The following is a 17,852-nucleotide window of genomic DNA, read 5'->3' as shown; positions in this document are numbered from 1 at the left end:
CCGCCTCATTCCATTCCTGTCATGCCAGGGCTCGACCGTGGCATCCAGGGGCAGCCAGAGCGGTTCTCCGTGGCCCCTGGATTGCCCGGTCAAGCAATGACAGGAAGGGCCGGCCCGCTGGTGGTCCCAAGCCGACCCTCAGATCCAGCTCGCGATCTCTCCCAGCGGCTTCTTGAGGCCGCCGTGCCGCGGCACGGTGCAGCCCTCGACGGGATAGCCGACCACCAGCAGGATGGTCGGCTTCTCCGACTCCGGCCGGCCGCAGATCTCGTTCAGGAAGCCCATCGGGCTCGGCGTGTGGGTCAGGGTCGCCAGCCCGGCATGGTGCAGGGCGGCGATCAGGAAGCCGGTGGCGATGCCGACCGATTCCGGCACGTAGTAGTGCTTGGCGCGGCGGCCGTCCGGCAGGATGCCGAAGCGCTGGGCAAAGATCGCGATCAGCACCGGCGCCGTCTCCAGGAACGGCTTGTGCTCGTCGGTGCCCAAGGGCGCCAGGGCGTCGAGCCATTCCTGCGGCGCCCCGCCGCTGTAGAACTCCCGCTCCTCCACCTCCGCCGCCTCGCGGATCCGCCGCTTCACCGCGGGGTCCTCGATCACGGTGAAGTGCCAGGGCTGCAGGTTGGCGCCGGACGGGGCGGTGCCGGCCGCCAGCAGCGCCTGCTCGATCACCGCCCGCGGCACCGGCGTCGGCGCGAAGTCGCGCACCGTGCGGCGGCGGCGCAGGTCCTCGTGGAAGGCGCGGGCGCGGGCCTCCATCTCGTCGGGCGGATAGGCGCGATAGTCGGGCAGCGGCTCCAAGACGGGCGCGTCCATGGCAGGTCCTCCGAAATCTCTCCGGCGGACCGTGCCCCGCCGGGGCCGGGGCGGCAAGAGGCGCGCTACAGTGTCCGGGCGGAGAAGGTGTCGCAGGCGGTCGGGTCGCCGCGGTCGTAGCCGAGGCGGAACCAGCGGGCGCGCTGCTCGGCGCTGCCATGGGTGAAGCTGTCCGGCACGACATAGCCCTGGGTCTGCTTCTGCAGCGTGTCGTCACCCACCGCCGCCGCCGCCCGCAGCGCCGCCTCGACGTCGCCGGCCTCGATGAAATGGCCCTGCTGGTCGCCGCGCTTGGCCCAGACCCCGGCGAAGCAGTCGGCCTGCAGCTCGACCCGCACCGACAGGGCGTTGGCGTCGCCCCCGCTGCGGCGCTGGGCGTCGACCTTGCCCATGATGCCGAGCAGGTTCTGGACGTGGTGCCCGACCTCATGGGCGATGACATAGGCCGCGGCGAACTCGCCCGGTGCGCCGAAGCGCTGGCTCAGCTCCTGGAAGAAGGCAGTGTCGAGATACACCTTGCGGTCCCCGGGGCAGTAGAACGGCCCCGCCGCGGTGTCGGCCAGGCCGCAGGCGGACTGGGTGCGGCCGGAGAACAGCTCCAGCTTCGGCGCGGTGTAGCGGCTGCCGGCCTGGCTGAAGATGGTGCCCCAGGTGTCCTCGGTGCTGCCCAGCACGGCGGCGACGAACTGCGCTTCCTGGTCCGACCCGGCACCGACCGGGGCCGAGGCGGTCTGCGAGGTCGGGGCCTGCCCGCTGTCGAGGGTCTGCAGCAGCGCCGAGGGGTCGACGCCGAAGAACAGCGCCACCAGCACGACCACGATCGCGCCGACGCCGCCCACGCCGCCGATCGCCGCCGGGCGCATGCCGCGCCGGTCCTCGACATTTCCGCTGCGTCTCAGATCCTGCCACCGCATGGATGCCCTCCCTCGTCGCGCGCCTTGGGGAAACCCGCCGCGATCCGTCCCGGTTCCTATCCTATGCGACAGCGCCCGGTTTCGCGATCCGCCTTCGTTTCGCCCCGCTGTTCCGCTTAGGATGATGGATCGCTCCGTTCGGGATGAATCGTCTTGGCCCAGGCGTCCGTGATCACCGCCGCCCCCGCGCATCCGGTCATCCAGGACAAGAGCCTGAGCGCCCTGGTGTTCTTCGAGGTGCTGGCGATCTTCGTGTTCGGCCCGTTGGCCAGCATCCACGACGCCTCGCGCCACATCTTCGTCTTCAACTCCTGCTTCATCGTGCTGGCCGGGATCTTCGCGATCTCGCGCCACGCCCGGCTGGCGAAGACGCTGATCGGCCTCGGCCTGGTGCTGATCCCGCTGCAGCCGATCAGCCTCTATCTCGGCGAGATGTGGCTGACCTCGGCCTACATCCTGCTGTTCGTCGCCTTCCTCGGGCTGCTCAGCTGGATCATCCTGAACCATGTGTTCCGGCGCAGCCGGATCAACCTGCACTGCATCCTCGGCGCCATCGCCGTCTATCTCCATATCGGCCTGGTCTTCGCCCTGCTCGACACGCTGCTGGTGCTGCATGTCGGCGACACGGCCTATGTCTTCGCCGAGGCGCTGGAGGCCGAGCATGTCCGCCTGCTGTCGCGCATGATCTATTTCAGCTTCACCACCCTGACCTCGGTCGGCTACGGCGACATCACGCCGGTGTTCCCGCTGGCGCGGTCGCTGGCCAATCTCGAGGGGCTGTGCGGCCAGCTGTTCCCGGCGATCCTGCTGGCCCGGCTGGTGTCGATGGAGATCGAGACGAGGCACGCCGATTGAACCTGCGCCTGTTGATCGCCATCGCGCTGCTGGGCCTGGCCGCTGCCGCCCCGGCGGTCGCCGGGCCGAAGGTCGGCGCCAACAGCTGCCGCTGGGCCTTTGACGACCGCTGTGACGAGCCGGGGATCGGCTCGGGCGACTGCGCCGCCGGGACCGACACCGCCGACTGCCGTGCCGTGCGGGCCGGCGGCGACGACAGCTGCCGCTGGGCCAACGACCACAGCTGCGACGAGCCCAACATCGGCTCCGGCCTGTGTGGCGACGGCACCGATGCCAGCGACTGCCGGCCGCTCTACAGCAGGCGCAACCGCGACAACAGCTGCGCCACCGCCTTCGACGACATCTGCGACGAGCCCGGGACCGGCACCGGCCGCTGCAGCCCCCGCAGCGACACCGCCGACTGCCTGGGCCGCGACACGCCGGCCGGGATCCGCGACCACTTCTTCGGCCACGACCACCGCCGCCTGGCCCGGGCCGACCGCATGCCGTGGAGCGCCATCGGCGTGCTCAGCTTCGGCGAAGGCTCCTGTTCCGGCACCATGGTCGGCCGGCGGGTGGTGCTGACCGCCGCCCATTGCTTCATGCGCGACGACGACACGCTGGACCGGCCGCGCAGCTTCCGCGCCGGCCGGGTCGGCACCCGCGAGGTGGCCGAGGCCGGGGTGGCCGGCTTCTACATCCCGCCGGGCTTCCGCGAGGGGCGCAGCGGCGGCGGCGAATCCTGGTACCGGCTCGACTGGGCCTTCGTGCTGCTCGACGCCGACATCGGCGACGTCACCGGCACCATGGCGGTGCACCGGCTGAAGCCGGAGGACCAGGCCGACATCGCGGCCGGGCGCTGGGTCCGGGTGATGCAGGGCGGCTATTCCTGGGATGCGCCGAACCGGATGACCGAGCATGTCGGCTGCCGCATCGTCTCGCTGCGCCCCGACGACACGCTGCTGCACGACTGCGACATGACCAAGGGCGACAGCGGCTCGCCGATCTTCATCAAGCAGGGCGGCGGCTACGCCATCGTCGCGGTGGTCAGCCGCTTCTATGGCGGCGATGACGGGCAGCGCTCGGACTATCTCGCGGTCGACAGCCGGGCCTTTGAGAAGGCGCTGGCCAAATATGTGGGATCCCATGGCGGGTGAGCGGTGAGCCGACGGGCGGCTCTCGGCGCCGCGGCGGCGCTGGCGGTCCTGCTCGGCCTGGCCGGCCCGGCGGCCGCGGATGATTCCTGCCGCTGGGCCCGGGACGGCAGCTGCGACGAGCAGCGCTTCGGCGGCTCGGGCCAATGCGCCGCCGAATCCGACGATGCCGACTGCGCCGGCTACAAGACTGGCGACAACAGCTGCAAATGGGCGTTCGACGGCCAGTGCGACGAGCCCGGGATCGGCACCGGCGACTGCGACGAGGGCTCGGACACCACCGATTGCCGCTCCCTGCGTGCCGGCGGCGACGATGGCTGCCACTGGTCGCGGGACGGCACCTGCGACGAACCCGCCATCGGCACCGGGGTCTGCCCCGACGGCACCGACATCAGCGATTGCCGGCCGCTGTATCCCCGGCGCAACCACATCAACAGCTGCGCCACCGCCTTCGACGGAATCTGCGACGAGCCGGGGATCGGCACCGGGCATTGCGCCGCGCGCAGCGACACCGCGGACTGCCTGGGCCGGGACACCCCGGCCGGGATCCGCGACCATTTCTTCGGCCATGACGACCGCCGCATGGTCCGGCCCGACCGGATGCCGTGGACCGCGATCGGCGAGATCGCCTTCGACAGCGGCGGCACCTGCACCGGCACGCTGGTCGGCCGGCGGGTGGTGCTGACCGCCGCGCATTGCTTCTTCCGCGACAACGGCAAGCGCGACACGCCGGTCAGCTTCCGCGCCGGCCGCGACGGCGACGACAGCAAGGCCGAGGCCGGCATCGCCTCCAGCCTGCTGTCGCCGGACTACCGCAACGACAGCGATGACGAGGAGGAGGATCCGGGCTCCGCCTTCGGCACGGATTGGGCCTTCGTCCGGCTCGATGCCGATATCGGCGATGTCGCCGGCACCATGGCGGTCCATCGCCTGACGGCCAAGGACGAGGCCCTGATCGCGGCCGGCGCCTGGGTGCCGCTGATCCAGGCCGGCTACGCCTGGGACGCACCGGACCGGATGACGGCCCATTCCGGCTGCCGGGCCCTGGCGCTGCGCCGCGACAACACGCTCAAGCATGATTGCGACATGACCAAGGGCGACAGCGGCGGCCCGATCTTCATGAAGGAGGCGGGGGGATACGCCATCGTGGCCGTGGTCACCCGCTTCTTCCGCGACGGCGGCAACGACAACGCCTACCTCGCGGTCGACACCCGGGCCTTCGCCGACGCGCTGGCGAAGTACATCGCCGCGAACGGCGGATAGCGCGCGCCGCCGCCAACGGCGCATGGGGGGTGAGCGCGCGGCGAGGGGGCCGGGCGAGCTTCTTCGTTGCACCGCGGCCGCGAAGGCCCTAGCGTGCCGCACGCCATGACCGACGCGCTCCACGCCGCTCTTCTTCCCGAGGGTTTCTACGACGTCCTCCCGCCCGAAGCGGCTCAGGAGGCGGCGGTGATCGAACGCATGATGACGGTGCTGGGCGGTCACGGCTACGACCGGGTCAAGCCGCCGCTGGTCGAATTCGAGGACACGCTGCTGTCCGGCGTCGGCGCCAGCATGGCCCGGCACACCTTCCGCCTGATGGACCCGATGGGCAGTCGCATGCTCGGCCTGCGCGCCGACATGACGGTGCAGATCGCCCGCATCGCCCGCTCGCGTCTCGCCGCCGCGGCCCGGCCGCTGCGCCTGGCCTATGCCGGGCAGGTGATGCAGGTGCGCGGCACCCAGCTGCGGCCGGAACGGCAATTCGCCCAGGTCGGCGCCGAGCTGATCGGCGGCGCCCAGCCGGCCGCCGATGCTGAGGCGGCGCTGCTGGCGGTCGAGGCGCTGCAGGCGGTCGGCGTCGATCGCCTCGCCCTCGACCTGACCGAACCCACTTTGGTGCCGGCGCTGCTCGGCGCCCATGGCGTGGAAGGCGAGGCCGGCACCGCGCTGCGCCACGCGCTCGATCGCAAGGACGCCGCCGCCATCGCCCAGCATGGCGGTGCCGCCGCCGTGGCGCTTGGGGCGCTGCTCGCCGCCTCTGGCCCGGCCGACGCCGCCCTGGCCGCGCTCGGCGGCATCGACCTGCCGGCGGTGACCCGGCCGCTGCTCGACCGGCTGGCCGAGGTCGTCCGCCGCATCCGCGCCTCGGCACCGGAGCTGATGGTGACGGTCGATTTCGTCGAGCATCGCGGCTTCGAATATCACAGCGGCGTCGCCTTCACCCTGTTCGCCCGCGGTGCCCGGGGCGAGGTCGGCCGCGGCGGACGCTACCGCGCCAATGGCGCCGAGGGCGAGGAAGCCACCGGCTTCACCCTCTACATGGACACCGTGCTGCGCGCGGCCGCGCCGTCGACGGCGCCGCGCCGCGCCTTCCTGCCCTTCGGCACGGCGCATGGCGCCGGCGCGCCGCTGCGGGCCGAAGGCTATGTCACCATCGCCGGGCTGGAGCCCGGTGCCGATCCTCTCGTCGAGGCGCGCCGCCTCGGCTGCGGCTGGGTTCTGCGGGACGGCCGGCTCGACGAGATTCAAGACTAGTCAGTACGAGGTATTCCGATGGCGAACGTGGCCGTGGTCGGCGCCCAGTGGGGCGACGAGGGCAAGGGCAAGATCGTCGACTGGCTGTCCAGCCGGGCCGATGTCGTGGTGCGGTTCCAGGGCGGGCACAATGCCGGCCATACCCTGGTGATCGGCAACAAGGTGCTCAAGCTGTCGCTGCTGCCGTCGGGAATCGTCCGGCCGGGCAAGCTCGGCATCATCGGCAACGGCGTGGTGGTCGACCCCTGGGCGCTGCTCGCCGAGATCGAGCGGATCCGCGCCCAGGATGTCGAGGTCGGCCCGGAGAACCTGCTGCTGGCGGAGAACGCCGCGCTGATCCTGCCGGTGCATGGCGCGCTGGACCGGGCCCGCGAGGCGGCGCGCGGCGAGGGCAAGATCGGCACCACCGGCCGCGGCATCGGCCCGGCCTATGAGGACAAGACCGGCCGGCGCGCCATCCGGGTCTGCGACCTGGCCGACGAGGCGGCGCTGCCGGAGAAGATCGACAACCTGCTGGCGCACCACAACGCGCTGCTGCGCGCGCTGGGGGCGGACGAGGTGGACCCGGCCGAGCTGCTGGCACAGCTGCGCGAAGTCGCGCCCAAGATCCTGCCCTATGTCGGCGTGGTGTGGGAGCGGCTGGACGCGCTGAAGCGCGAGGGCAAGCGCATCCTGTTCGAGGGCGCCCAGGGCGCCATGCTCGACATCGACCACGGCACCTATCCCTACGTCACCTCGTCCAACACCGTGGCGGGGCAGGCGGCGGCGGGTTCCGGCATCGGGCCGAAGGGCATCGGCTATGTTCTCGGCATCACCAAGGCCTACACCACCCGCGTCGGCTCCGGCCCGTTCCCGACCGAGCAGGAGAACGAGATCGGCCGCCGGCTGGGCGAGCGCGGCCATGAATTCGGCACGGTCACCGGCCGGCCGCGGCGCTGCGGCTGGTTCGATGCGGTGATGGTGCGCCAGGCGGCGAAGACCGGCGGCATCGACGGCATCGCCCTGACCAAGCTCGACGTGCTCGACGGCTTCAAGACTCTGAAGATCTGCACCGGCTACGAGCTGGACGGGCAGGTGTTGCAGCATTTCCCCGCCGGCCAGACCGCCCAGGCGCAGGCCAAGGCGGTCTATGAGGAATGGGATGGCTGGGAGGAAAGCACCAAGGGCGCGCGCTCCTGGGCCGACCTGCCGGCGACGGCGATCAAGTACATCCGCCGGATCGAGGAACTGATCGAGGCGCCGGTGGCGCTGCTGTCGACCAGCCCGGAGCGCGACGACACCATCCTGGTCCGCGACCCCTTCGCCGACTGAGGCGGGGCCGCTCGCCGGCGTGGGCACGGATGATGCGATCGGGCGCGAACTGCGGGCGGCGGTGGCCGCCACGCGGGGGCATTTCCGCTACGAATCCGGCCATCACGGCGACCTCTGGCTCGACCTCGACGCGCTGTTCGTCGATGCCATCAGGATGCGCCGCTGGGCTGCGGCGCTGGTGGCCGAAGCGGCGTCCTGCGGTGCCGAGGTGGTCTGCGGCCCGCTGACCGGCGGCGCCCTGCTGGCCCGGGTGATCGCCGCCGAGCTGCATCTCGACTTCGTCCATGCCGAGCGCCACGTCGAAGGCGGCGCCGTGCGCTACCGCATCCCGGACGCGCTCGGCGCCGTGGTTGCCGGCCGGCGGGCGCTGCTGGTCGACGATGCGATCAATGCCGGCTCGGCGGTCGGCCTGACCCTGGCCGAACTCACGCGCCACAGCGCCATTCCGGCCGGCATCGCCTGCCTCCTCACCCTCGGCGAAGCCGCCGGGCGGATCGCGCGAGAGCACGGGGTGCCGCTGGTTCGTCTGGCGACGCTGGACCGCGGAATGTGGCAGGCTGGGGATTGCCCGCTCTGCGCCGCCGGCATGCCGCTCGAGGAGCAGGGGCTGGGAACAGGAGGGCAGGGATCATCATGACCCGCCAGCACATCGGCGCGATCACCCTGGTGGTCCGCGACTATGACGAGGCCAAGGCCTGGTACACCGGGGTGCTGGGCTTCGAGCCGGTGGCCGACACGCCGCTCGGCGACGGCAAGCGCTGGCTGCTGGTGGCGCCGCCGGGCGGGCAGGGGCCGTCGCTGCTGCTGGCCCAGGCCGCGACCCCGGAGCAGGAGAGCCGGATCGGCGACCAGACCGGCGGCCGGGTGGCTTTGTTCCTGCATACCGACGACTTCTGGCGCGACCACCGGGCGATGACCGCGCGTGGCGTGGTGTTCCGCGAGACCCCGCGCGAGGAAAGCTATGCCACCGTCGCGGTGTTCGAGGACCTCTACGGCAACCTGTGGGACCTGCTGCAGCCCAAGGCCGGATAGGCCTGCCCTGGGGCTATGCCGGCAATATGCTATGCTTGGACGGGTAGATGCAGGAGGTATCCGTGCATACGGTCGGTCCGGGGCTGTGGGGCTGCGCGGCGGCCCTGGCTCTCATTACCGGGGCGATTCTGCTGGGCGTGGTCGACCAGATTCGGTGGTTTCGCCGGCCACCGGGTTGGGCCCGGTCCCTCGCTTGCGTGTGCTTGCTCATCGCGACCGGCTTCGCGGTCTGGGCGGCGACGCGCTATTCGGATGTGCAAGTGGCCGCCGCGGGCTTCGGCCCCGGCTGGAACTGCCCCCCACTTCCGGGCGGAGGCGCTGTCGTCTGCTTTCGGGACAGACCGGCTGTGCCGCCGAACAACTAGGGCCGATCGACGCGGCTGCGAATGCCGTGCTGGAGATGAAAGCGGCCGGATAGAGAGGCCTGCCTCCCGGATTCACGAAAACGCCCAGAATCATCGGCAGGATCGTCCCGGGCGAGCTTGGGGGGGGCATCATGCGGGTCTGGAAGCGCGTCACGGTGGTGGCGCTTGCGGTCGCGGCAGTGGTCGGCGGCGTTTACGCCTGGGGAGAGGGGGCGTTCTGGCCCTGCGGGCCGATGGATCGCCTGGTGCAGGCCAGCGCCTGTCGCGTCGTCGCGGTGCTGGACGACCAGGATCTCGGCGTGCTGAGCCCGGCGCCCGATGGCACGCTGCTGGGGGTGGTGCGGCAGCCGGGGCTGGGCCGGGAGGCCACGCGCCCACAGGAGCTGCTGCGGATCGATCCCGCGACCGGGATGGTGCGATCCCGCATTCCGCTGCCGGATGTGCCAAAGGATGCGAGCTGGCTGGGCCTTGCGGTCTCGCCCTCGGGCGGCCTTGTCGCCGGCGGGTTCTTCGAGGGGCCGATCCAGATCATCGACAGCCGGACCGGCGCCACCCTCTCCAGCATCCGGCGCGGCGCGACCGGGCTGGCCTTCGTCGCCGACGACCGGATCATGATCGACATGGGCTGGGGCAGCTTCTGGGAGGGCCCGGGCGAAACGGCGGTGCTGTCGACCGCCGACGGCAGCGAGGTCGCGGGGACCGTGCCCGTCCCGGGATCGCTGCGTGCCACCGGCGTGTCTTCCGCCGTCTCGCCCGACGGCACCCTGGCGGCGGAGCATGTCGAGACCCGCGGCGACAGCGGCGTGGTCACCATACGCCTGGCCGACAATGCCCGCCGCAGCCTGTCGGGTCGGCTTCTGGTCGGCGCGCTGTCGACCTGGCGGGACAATGGCTCGCACCTCATCCCGCTGCTCGCCTTCAGCCCGGACGGACGGTCCCTGGCCGCCAGCTTCGACGACCCCGGTGTCTGGGGGCGGGAGACGGCGGCTCTGTTCATCTGGGATGTGGCGGACGGAAGGCTGCTGCGCCGGATGCCGACCCGGTCGCAGTGGCGGGACCTGGTGTGGAGCGCGGATTCGCGCAGCCTGATGGCCACCCGCTACACGCCGGACACCTACACCGGGCCGGTGAAGACCGGGGTGTCGGAATTGGCGCGGATCGATCTCGACTAAGTCGCGGCCGGCACAAACGAAAACGGCCGGGGCGATGCCTCGGCCGTCTCAGCCTCAATCCGATCCGTCGCTCAGTGGGCCAGCTTGGCCTCGACCGCGGCGTTGCGGATCGCCTTCTGCAGCTTCTCGAAGGCGCGCACCTCGATCTGGCGCACCCGCTCGCGGCTGATGCCGTATTCCTGGCTCAGATCCTCCAGGGTGGTTGGCTCGTCGCGCAGGCGGCGCTCGCTCAGGATGCGGCGCTCACGGTCGTTCAGGTGACCCATGGCGTCCTTCAGCAGCTGCTGGCGCTTGCCCAGCTCCTGCTTGTCGGCCAGCATCACCTCCTGGCTGTCGCGCTCGTCGACCAGCCAGTCCTGCCACTCGCCCTCGCCATCGACCCGCAGCGGCGCGTTCAGCGAATGATCCGGCGCCGCGAGGCGGCGGTTCATCGAGATCACGTCCTGCTCGGGCACCGACAGCTCGGTGGCGATCTTGGTCACCGTCTCCGGCTTCAGGTCGCCGTCCTCGATCGCCTGCAGCTGGCCCTTGAGCTTGCGCAGGTTGAAGAACAGCTTCTTCTGCGCCGCGGTGGTGCCCATCTTCACCAGCGACCAGCTGTGCAGGATGTATTCCTGGATGGCGGCGCGGATCCACCACATGGCATAGGTCGCCAGGCGGAAGCCACGGTCCGGATCGAACCGCTTCACCGCCTGCATCATGCCGACATTGCCCTCGGAGATCAGCTCCGAGATCGGCAGGCCGTAGCCGCGATAACCCATCGCGATCTTCGCCACCAGCCGCAAATGGCTGGTCACGAGGCGATGCGCCGATTCCGTGTCGCCATGCTCTCGCCACGCCTTGGCGAGCATGAACTCCTCCTGCGGCTCCAGCATCGGAAACTGACGGATTTCCTGCAGGTAGCGGCTCAGGTTGGATTCAGCGCCCAGCATGGGCAGACGCGATGCTTGTGCCATAAATCTTGCTCCCTCTCCGGCGCCCGGTCCCTGGGAGGGGCGGGCGCCCGCCGGATCAGAGTCCGGACACGCTCATAATACCCGACCTCAGTAGTCGGGTATACGGTCTTCCCCTGCGAGGGAGACGAGCAAATCTCGCATGTCTCCCGGAAGGGGCCTTGTGAATTCGAGTTCATTTTGATCCGCCGGGTGGCGGAAGCGTAACTTTGCCGCATGCAGCGCCTGCCGCGGGAAGCTGCGGGCCACATCGCTGCCGATGGCCGAGCGCGGCCGTCGGCCATAGACCTGGTCGCCGATCAGCGGGTGGCCGATCGAGGTCATGTGGACGCGGATCTGGTGGGTCCGCCCGGTGTCAAGCCTGCAGGCGACCAGGCTGGCCTCCAGCCCCGCCGGGCGCAGCACCTTGTAGTGGGTGCGCGCCGCCTTGCCGCCGGCCTTGACGATCGCCATGCGCTTGCGGTCGCGCGGGTCGCGGCCGATGGCGCCCTCGATCGCGCCGGCCGACGGGTTCGGCCGGCCCCAGACCAATGCGAGGTAGGTGCGCGACAGCGTCCGGTCGGCGAACTGGGCCGACAGTGCCTTGTGCGCGGCATCGGTCTTGGCCGCGACCATCAGCCCGCTGGTCTCCTTGTCCAGCCGGTGGACGATGCCCGGCCGGGCGACGCCGCCAATGCCGGAGAGCTCCCCGCCGCAATGGGCGAGAAGCGCGTTGACCAGGGTGCCATCGGGATTGCCTGCCGCGGGGTGGACCACCAGTCCGGCCGGCTTGTCGATGACGATGAGATGGGGGTCTTCGTACACGATTTCAAGGTGGATTGCCTGGGCCGCGGGCTCGGCCGCGACCGGCGGCGGCACCCGTATCTCGAAGGCCTGGCCGGGTTTGACCTTGACCGAGGCGTCTTCTACTGTCCGCTCGCCTTCCCAGACGCAGCCTGCGGCGATCAGCGCCTGCAGCCGCGACCGCGACAGGTCCGGCACGGCGACGGCCAGGGCACGGTCCAGCCGCTCGCCGGCGGCGTCCGGGCCGATCGTTACGGGAATGGCTGTGACGGGAATGGGCTCGTCCAAGGAAAGAGGTGTGCGGGTGCGTCTGGAAGCTGGTTCGTTGCGTGCGGTGAAGATAACCGTTTGGGCGATGCTTGTGGTGATCATCCTGCTCGCCGCCGTGGTTGTGGGGAAACTCGGTCTCCAGCTCTTCTCCGCGGGCCCGGCCAAGGCGCCGCCGGCCACACCCGCCGCGGCATCGGCCGCCCCGTCCGCACTGCCCTCCGGCAGCAAGATTACGACTATCATCCCTGTCGGCGACCGCGCAGTGATGCTGATCACACTGCCCGGCGGCGGGCAGGAGCTGCGCAGCCTCGACCCCAGGACCGGCGCCGCTGCCACCCTGCTGACCACCACCCCCTAGATCCGCTCGACCGTCCCGAGGATTCCGGCATGACCGATGTGATCAACCTCGCCAGCGACAACGTCGCCGGCGCCGCGCCCCAGATCCTGGCGGCGATCGCCCGCGCCGGCGACGGCCGCGCCCGCTCCTATGGCCATGACGACGTCACCCGCCGGATCGAGGCACGGCTGTCCGAGGTGTTCGAGCGCCGCGTCGCCGCCTTCCCGGTGGCCACCGGCACGGCCGCCAACGCACTGGCGCTGGCGACCTTCACCCCACCCTACGGCGCGGTGCTGTGCCATCGCGAGGCGCATATCGCGGTCGACGAATGCGGCGCGCCGGAATTCTACACCCATGGCGCCAAGCTGATCCTGGCCGAAGGCGACCACGGCAAGCTGACGCCGGCGACGCTGGAGGCGGCCTTCCCGGAAGGCTGGCGCGGCGACGTGCATCGCAGCCAGCCGGCGATGCTCAGCCTGTCGCAGGCGACCGAATCCGGCACCGTCTACACCCCGGCCGAGGTCGCGGCGCTGACCGACGCGGCGCGGCACCACGGGCTGGCGGTGCATATGGACGGGTCACGCTTCGCCAACGCGTTGGCAGGGCAGATGGGGGCAGGGCAGGGGTGTTCTCCGGCCGAGCTGACCTGGAAGGCCGGGATCGACGTGCTGTCCTTCGGCGGCACCAAGAACGGCTGCGTGATGGCCGAGGCGGTGGTGTTCTTCGACCCGGTCAAGGCGGCGGATTTTGCCCTGCGGCGCAAGCGCGCCGGCCACCTGCTGTCGAAGATGCGCTTCGTCTCGGCCCAACTCGAGGCTTACCTCGCCGACGATTTGTGGCTGGGCCTGGCGGCCAACGCCAACGCCCGGGCGCGGCAGCTGGCCGAGGGGCTGCAGGCGCTGCCCGGGGTGGCGCTGGAGCATCCGGTCGAGGCCAATGAGGTGTTCGTGCGCCTGCCCGCCGCGCTGGCCGCCGGACTGCAGCGGGAAGGCGTGATCGCGGCCCATTGGGAGGGCGAGGTCTGGCGCTTCGTCGGGGCCTTCGACACCACGGCCGAGACGATCGAGACCGTGCTGCAGCGGGCGCGAAGCTGTGTCGCACCGGATGCCGTCGCGGCCGCGGGGTAGGGCGTCACGAAAAGTTACGAAAACACCTTGCGTCGGCGCGCAGGCTCCCCTATATCCGGGCCCGCGCCTCAGTCCCCTTCGTCTAGAGGCCCAGGACACCGCCCTCTCACGGCGGTAACACGGGTTCGAATCCCGTAGGGGACGCCAACGCTTTCAACGACTTAGCCCCGCCTTCGTGCGGGGCTAAGTCGTTTTTGCCGCCAAATTGCCGTATGGGTGGTCCCATGCACGCCCGCTTCCGTCCATCGAAGGTCACCGCCTTCGTCGCCATGCTCGGCGACGAGATGAACAGGCGGGAATTCCTGGATTCCTCAATCCCGGTCGCCGCCGCCTGATCGGCATCGGCCGTCAACCGGCGGTCGAGCGGATCAGGGTTTCCTTCGCCGAAGTCAGATGGACGCGGCATGCGACCTCGACCCTGGAGGTGTCGCGGCTGAACAGGGCCTCGATGTAGGCGAGATGCTCGCGGATCGCGACCTCGTTGCGCTGCCGCTCGTCATGCTTTCGCCACTGATAATGGTAATGGAAGATCAGGGTGATGACGTCGTAGAAGCCGTCGATGAAGCGATTGGGTCCGGCCATGTTGATCAGCCGATGAAAGCGACTGTCGAGATCGGAGAAGTCATGGTATCGGCCGTCGATCTCGCGAAGCAGGGAGACATGTTCCTCGCGCAGGGCGCTGATCTTTCGCCACAGCGGTGAGCTTTCCGGCAACGCCGCGAACGTCATCGCCGACCGCAACTCGAACATCTCGCGGATCTCGAACAGGTCGAGCGCGAAACTCGGCGTGAAGCCCTGGAACACCCAGCCTGCATTCGGCCGCTTCTCGATAAGGCCGAAGCGCTGGAAACGGTTGAGAAACTCGCGGATCCCGGTGGTGGCGACGCCGAACTGGCGGGCCAGTTCCAGCTCGTTGATCGCCGTCCCCGCGTGGGCATCGCCCCGCAGCATCCATTCCATGAAGCGCTTCTCGATCTGCTCGGCCATCGGGATGGTTTCCGCTGCCGGAAACGGCTGCATCGCTGCACCACCCGAGCGGATGGTCCGCCGGCGCCCGGTTCCGGCCACGGTTCCTTGCTCGGCCAGCGCCGAGAGCACCTTGCGCACCGTTGTGCGGCTGACTCCGAGCTGCGCGCTGAGCATGGTTTCCGAAGGAAGCGCCTCCTCGTCTTCGAGCGCCGCGAGCAGGTCCAGGGCGTCGTTGAACGCGCGCTTGAATACCGTGTCCGTCTTCATGCCCGATGTTCTCCCGTCCTTGTCGATCTGTCCTTTAATCCATAAAAAACAATTTGACCGCAACTATAATTGGTTTTTCTGTATAAGGAACAAATAGCCATATCCTGGGGAGGAAAAAGATATGGTCGGCGCCAAATTTCGGCTGGTTTCGGTGAGCGCGTGAGCCCAATCCTCGAAGTCGCCGGGTTGCGCAAGAGCTTCGGGCCCGTCGAGGCGCTGCGCGGGGTCGACCTGCATCTCGACGCCGGGGAAGTCCTGGCCGTGGTGGGCGACAATGGCGCCGGCAAGTCGACTCTGATCAAGCATATCTCCGGGGTCTACCGGCCCGATGCCGGCCGGATGCTGTTGGCCGGAACGCCGCTTGACCTGTCCTCGCCACGCGAGGCGCGGCAACGGGGCGTCGAGACCGTCTATCAGGATCTGGCGCTCGCCGACGACCTCTCGATCGGCGCCAACATCTTCCTCGGCCGCGAGCCGATGCGACGTCTGTTCGGCTTTCTGCCAGTCGTGGACGAGCGGACGATCCGGCGCGAGACCGCGGATCTGCTGAAGCGGATCCGCAGCGAGATTCCGCCCGAGGCCCGGACCGTGGCGCGGCTTTCGGGCGGGCAGCGGCAGGCCGTCGCGATCGCGCGGGCGATCTATTGGAAAGCCAAGGTGGTGCTGCTCGACGAACCGACCGCGGCGCTCGCGGTCATGGAGCGCGAGCGCGTGATCCATCATACCCGCGACCTCGCCGCCCATGGCGTCGGGGTCATCTATATCGGCCACAACCTGGTCGAAATCCTGAAGGTTGCGGACCGCATCGCCGTGATGTTCCGCGGCCAGGTCGTCCACGTCACGCCGGCGGCAGAGACGGACCAGGAGACGCTCATCAAATACATGACCGGCTACAGCGAATCGAAGAAGGCAGCCTGAGTGCTGCACAAAACGGGGAGGAACCATGATGCGCAAGATGTTGCTGGCTGCTTCGGCGGCGATCTTTGCACTCGCGGGCGTGACGCCGGCGAGTGCCGAGGAAACGGTCGCGGTGATCGTGAAGGCGACCACCTCGGAATACTGGCAGTGGGTGTTCAAGGGAGCCGAGGAGGCCGGCAGGCAGCTCGGCGTCAAGGTCGACAAGCTGGGCACGCCCAAGGACGACGCCGCCGGCCAGATCGCCGTCCTCGAGAGTGCAGCGGGGACGAAGCCCGCCGCGATCGTGATCTCGCCGACAATCTTCGAGGCCCTCGGCGACCCGATCGCCGCGGTGACCGATACCGGGATACCCGTCGTCGTCATCGACTCCGGGGCGAAGACGGACAAATTCGCCGCCTTCCTCACGACCAACAACGAGGCCGGCGGCAAGGCTGCGGCTGAGGCCGTGGCGGCGTGCCTCAAGGAGCGGACCGGGAAGGCGGCGGGCAAGGTCGGCTATCTCACCGCCATGGCCGGTCACGAATCGTTGGATTCGCGTGACCGAGGCTTCGTCGAGGGCTTGAAGGCCTATCCCGACATCACCCTGGTCGGCAACCGGGTCGCCAACAACGAGGAAGCGGAAGGCATGACCCTGACCGCCGACATGCTGACGAAGGACCCGGACCTCGTCGGCCTCTTCGCGGACAACGCGCAGATGGGCACCGGTGCCGGCGCCGCGGTTGCCGAGCAGAAGCTCGGTTCGAAGCTCTGCCTGGTCGCCTTCGACTCCGATGCCGGGGAGCTGGAGCATCTCAAGGACGGCTCGGTCTACGCCCTGGTCATCCAGGATCCGTACATGATGGGCTTCGCCGGGGTCTGGTACGGCTACGCCGCCGCGCACGGCGTGCGCCTGCCGAAGAACGTCGACACCGGCGTCGGCACGGTGACGAAGGCGACCATGGACGACCCGAAGCTGGCCGGCCTGCTCGACGTCTCGAAGCGCAAGCTCGGCTCGTTCCTGGGCAACTGATCTGCCGCGGGCGGGGATTGCCGCAGCAATCCCCGCCCGCCTTCATCACGGAGGTCCGATGACGGATCAGCCCCTCCCGCAAATCCGCCCCGGGCCGCGCCTTCGCAGCGGCACGCCGGGCAGATCCCTTCAGGCGCTGCTCCGGCGCCTGCCGATCGAGACCTATGTCATCGCCTTCACGGTCGCATTGTGGGTCGCGCTGTCGCTGACCACGCCCAACTTCCTGACCGAAGGCAACATCAACAACCTGATGCGGCAGACGCCGATCGCGGCGATCGTCGCGATCGGCGTCATGTGCACGATCGTCATCGCCGGCATCGACCTGTCGGTGGGGTCGGTGGTCGCGTTCTGCGGCGTGGCTTTCGCCCAGATGTGCGGGCATGGCCTCGGCCTCGTGCCCGCCACGCTGCTGACCCTGGCGGCGGGGGCCGGGGTCGGGGTGGTCAACGCCGCCGCGATCGGCCGCCTGGGCATCCCTCCCTTCATCGTGACGCTGGCCGGTTTGCAGGTCTATCGCGGCCTGGCATTGCTGCTGGCCGGCGGCATGACGATCGGCGGCCTGCCGCCCGAGGTGAAGGAGTTCGCCCGCGGCACCACCGGCCTGCCCAATCTGTTCTGGGCGATGGTGGCGGTCGGGGTCGTGGTCCACTACCTGCTCCGCTTCACCCGGACCGGGCGTTACATGTATGCGATGGGCTCGAATGCCGAGGCCGCGCGCCGGCAAGGCATCGCTGTCTTCCGCATCACGCTGATCGCCTATGTGCTGAGCTCGGGACTCGCGGCCCTCGCCGGCATCCTGCTGGTCTCGCGCCTCAGCATCGCGTCCCCGTCCATGGCCAACGCCTATGAGCTGCAGGCGATCGCCGCGGCGGTGGTCGGCGGCGCCAGCCTGTTCGGGGGCAGGGGCAGCGTGCTCGGCACGGTGGTCGGCGCCATCCTCTTCACCACCATGAGCAATGCGGCGGTCCTGCTCGGCATCGACCCGTTCTGGGAGATGGTGCTGGAAGGCCTCCTGATCGCGCTCGTGGTCTATCTCGACAACCTGCAGAAGCGACGGCAGGCCGGGGCCTGAGTCCCAGGCCTCCGGTGCTCTCCCTCAGGAACGGA

At 69.7% G+C, this 17,852-nt stretch carries 18 protein-coding genes and 1 tRNA gene; 14 read left to right on the top strand and 5 right to left on the bottom strand.

Going from position 1 to position 17,852, the window contains the following annotated elements; genetic code table 11:
* Window positions 1-138: 138 nt before the first annotated feature.
* Together E9232_RS14455 and ypfJ are read right to left on the bottom strand one after the other, a co-directional pair.
* The gene (locus E9232_RS14455; protein WP_309794854.1) at window positions 139-813 is read right to left on the bottom strand and encodes a nitroreductase family protein; all 675 of its coding nucleotides are present in this window, start codon (window positions 811-813) and stop codon (window positions 139-141) included.
* A gap of 65 nt (window positions 814-878) precedes the next feature.
* On the bottom strand, window positions 879-1,727 hold the full coding sequence (gene ypfJ, locus E9232_RS14450) for a KPN_02809 family neutral zinc metallopeptidase (protein ID WP_309794853.1): 849 nt from the start codon (window positions 1,725-1,727) through the stop codon (window positions 879-881).
* Window positions 1,728-1,880: 153 nt separating this feature from the next.
* On the opposite strand from ypfJ, the gene E9232_RS14445 reads away from it, so the two are divergent.
* From E9232_RS14445 to E9232_RS14410, 8 genes are all read left to right on the top strand, one after another.
* The gene (locus E9232_RS14445; protein ID WP_309794852.1) at window positions 1,881-2,582 is read left to right on the top strand and encodes a potassium channel family protein; all 702 of its coding nucleotides are present in this window, start codon (window positions 1,881-1,883) and stop codon (window positions 2,580-2,582) included.
* Window positions 2,579-3,718: a trypsin-like serine peptidase gene (locus tag E9232_RS14440; RefSeq protein WP_309794851.1), complete on the top strand. Its 1,140-nt coding sequence runs from the start codon at window positions 2,579-2,581 to the stop codon at window positions 3,716-3,718. The genes E9232_RS14445 and E9232_RS14440 overlap by 4 nt, the downstream gene beginning before the upstream one ends.
* A 3-nt stretch (window positions 3,719-3,721) precedes the next feature.
* A complete protein-coding gene (locus E9232_RS14435; RefSeq protein ID WP_309794850.1) occupies window positions 3,722-4,978 on the top strand; it encodes a trypsin-like serine peptidase in 1,257 nt (418 codons plus the stop codon).
* Between the two features lie 105 nt (window positions 4,979-5,083).
* On the top strand, window positions 5,084-6,232 hold the full coding sequence (locus E9232_RS14430) for an ATP phosphoribosyltransferase regulatory subunit (RefSeq protein ID WP_309794849.1): 1,149 nt from the start codon (window positions 5,084-5,086) through the stop codon (window positions 6,230-6,232).
* An 18-nt stretch (window positions 6,233-6,250) separates the two neighbouring features.
* On the top strand, window positions 6,251-7,543 hold the full coding sequence (locus E9232_RS14425; protein ID WP_309794848.1) for an adenylosuccinate synthase: 1,293 nt from the start codon (window positions 6,251-6,253) through the stop codon (window positions 7,541-7,543).
* 19 nt (window positions 7,544-7,562) lie between these two features.
* The gene (locus tag E9232_RS14420) at window positions 7,563-8,180 is read left to right on the top strand and encodes a phosphoribosyltransferase family protein (protein ID WP_309794847.1); all 618 of its coding nucleotides are present in this window, start codon (window positions 7,563-7,565) and stop codon (window positions 8,178-8,180) included.
* Window positions 8,177-8,575, top strand: coding sequence for a VOC family protein (locus tag E9232_RS14415; RefSeq protein WP_309794846.1), 399 nt, complete (start codon window positions 8,177-8,179; stop codon window positions 8,573-8,575). Before E9232_RS14420 ends, E9232_RS14415 begins: the two co-directional genes overlap by 4 nt.
* A gap of 496 nt (window positions 8,576-9,071) precedes the next feature.
* On the top strand, window positions 9,072-10,112 hold the full coding sequence (locus E9232_RS14410) for a WD40 repeat domain-containing protein (protein ID WP_309794845.1): 1,041 nt from the start codon (window positions 9,072-9,074) through the stop codon (window positions 10,110-10,112).
* 71 nt (window positions 10,113-10,183) lie between these two features.
* On the opposite strand, the gene rpoH is transcribed toward E9232_RS14410, so the two are convergent.
* Window positions 10,184-11,068, bottom strand: a complete 885-nt coding sequence (gene rpoH / locus E9232_RS14405; RefSeq protein ID WP_309794844.1) for an RNA polymerase sigma factor RpoH — start codon at window positions 11,066-11,068, stop codon at window positions 10,184-10,186.
* Window positions 11,069-11,155: 87 nt separating this feature from the next.
* On the bottom strand, window positions 11,156-12,220 hold the full coding sequence (locus E9232_RS14400) for an RluA family pseudouridine synthase (protein ID WP_309794843.1): 1,065 nt from the start codon (window positions 12,218-12,220) through the stop codon (window positions 11,156-11,158).
* Here E9232_RS14400 and E9232_RS14395 point away from each other — a divergent pair.
* The 3 genes from E9232_RS14395 to E9232_RS14385 all read left to right on the top strand — a co-directional run bounded on the left by E9232_RS14395 (window position 12,213) and on the right by E9232_RS14385 (window position 13,729).
* Window positions 12,213-12,476 (top strand): hypothetical protein, encoded by a 264-nt coding sequence (locus E9232_RS14395; RefSeq protein WP_309794842.1) that lies wholly within the window; start codon window positions 12,213-12,215, stop codon window positions 12,474-12,476. The genes E9232_RS14400 and E9232_RS14395 overlap by 8 nt on opposite strands.
* A gap of 29 nt (window positions 12,477-12,505) precedes the next feature.
* The gene (locus tag E9232_RS14390; RefSeq protein WP_309794841.1) at window positions 12,506-13,582 is read left to right on the top strand and encodes a threonine aldolase family protein; all 1,077 of its coding nucleotides are present in this window, start codon (window positions 12,506-12,508) and stop codon (window positions 13,580-13,582) included.
* A gap of 71 nt (window positions 13,583-13,653) precedes the next feature.
* Window positions 13,654-13,729, top strand: a tRNA-Glu gene (locus tag E9232_RS14385).
* 201 nt (window positions 13,730-13,930) lie between these two features.
* On the opposite strand, the gene E9232_RS14380 is transcribed toward E9232_RS14385, so the two are convergent.
* Entirely contained in the window at window positions 13,931-14,818 is an 888-nt protein-coding gene (locus E9232_RS14380) for a GntR family transcriptional regulator (RefSeq protein WP_309794840.1), read from the bottom strand.
* Between the two features lie 186 nt (window positions 14,819-15,004).
* Between E9232_RS14380 and E9232_RS14375 the strand changes: the two genes are divergently transcribed.
* The 3 genes from E9232_RS14375 to E9232_RS14365 are packed head-to-tail and all read left to right on the top strand — an operon-like array spanning window position 15,005 to window position 17,817.
* Window positions 15,005-15,736, top strand: coding sequence for an ATP-binding cassette domain-containing protein (locus E9232_RS14375; RefSeq protein ID WP_309794839.1), 732 nt, complete (start codon window positions 15,005-15,007; stop codon window positions 15,734-15,736).
* A gap of 28 nt (window positions 15,737-15,764) precedes the next feature.
* On the top strand, window positions 15,765-16,745 hold the full coding sequence (locus E9232_RS14370; RefSeq protein ID WP_309794838.1) for a substrate-binding domain-containing protein: 981 nt from the start codon (window positions 15,765-15,767) through the stop codon (window positions 16,743-16,745).
* A gap of 58 nt (window positions 16,746-16,803) precedes the next feature.
* On the top strand, window positions 16,804-17,817 hold the full coding sequence (locus E9232_RS14365) for an ABC transporter permease (protein WP_309794837.1): 1,014 nt from the start codon (window positions 16,804-16,806) through the stop codon (window positions 17,815-17,817).
* The last annotated feature ends 35 nt before the right edge of the window (window positions 17,818-17,852 follow it).

The organism is Inquilinus ginsengisoli, from assembly GCF_031453975.1.
Lineage (GTDB): Bacteria > Pseudomonadota > Alphaproteobacteria > DSM-16000 > Inquilinaceae > Inquilinus > Inquilinus ginsengisoli_A.
Note: the sequence above shows the minus strand (reverse complement) of the source record. Positions and strands in the feature narration are given on the sequence as shown.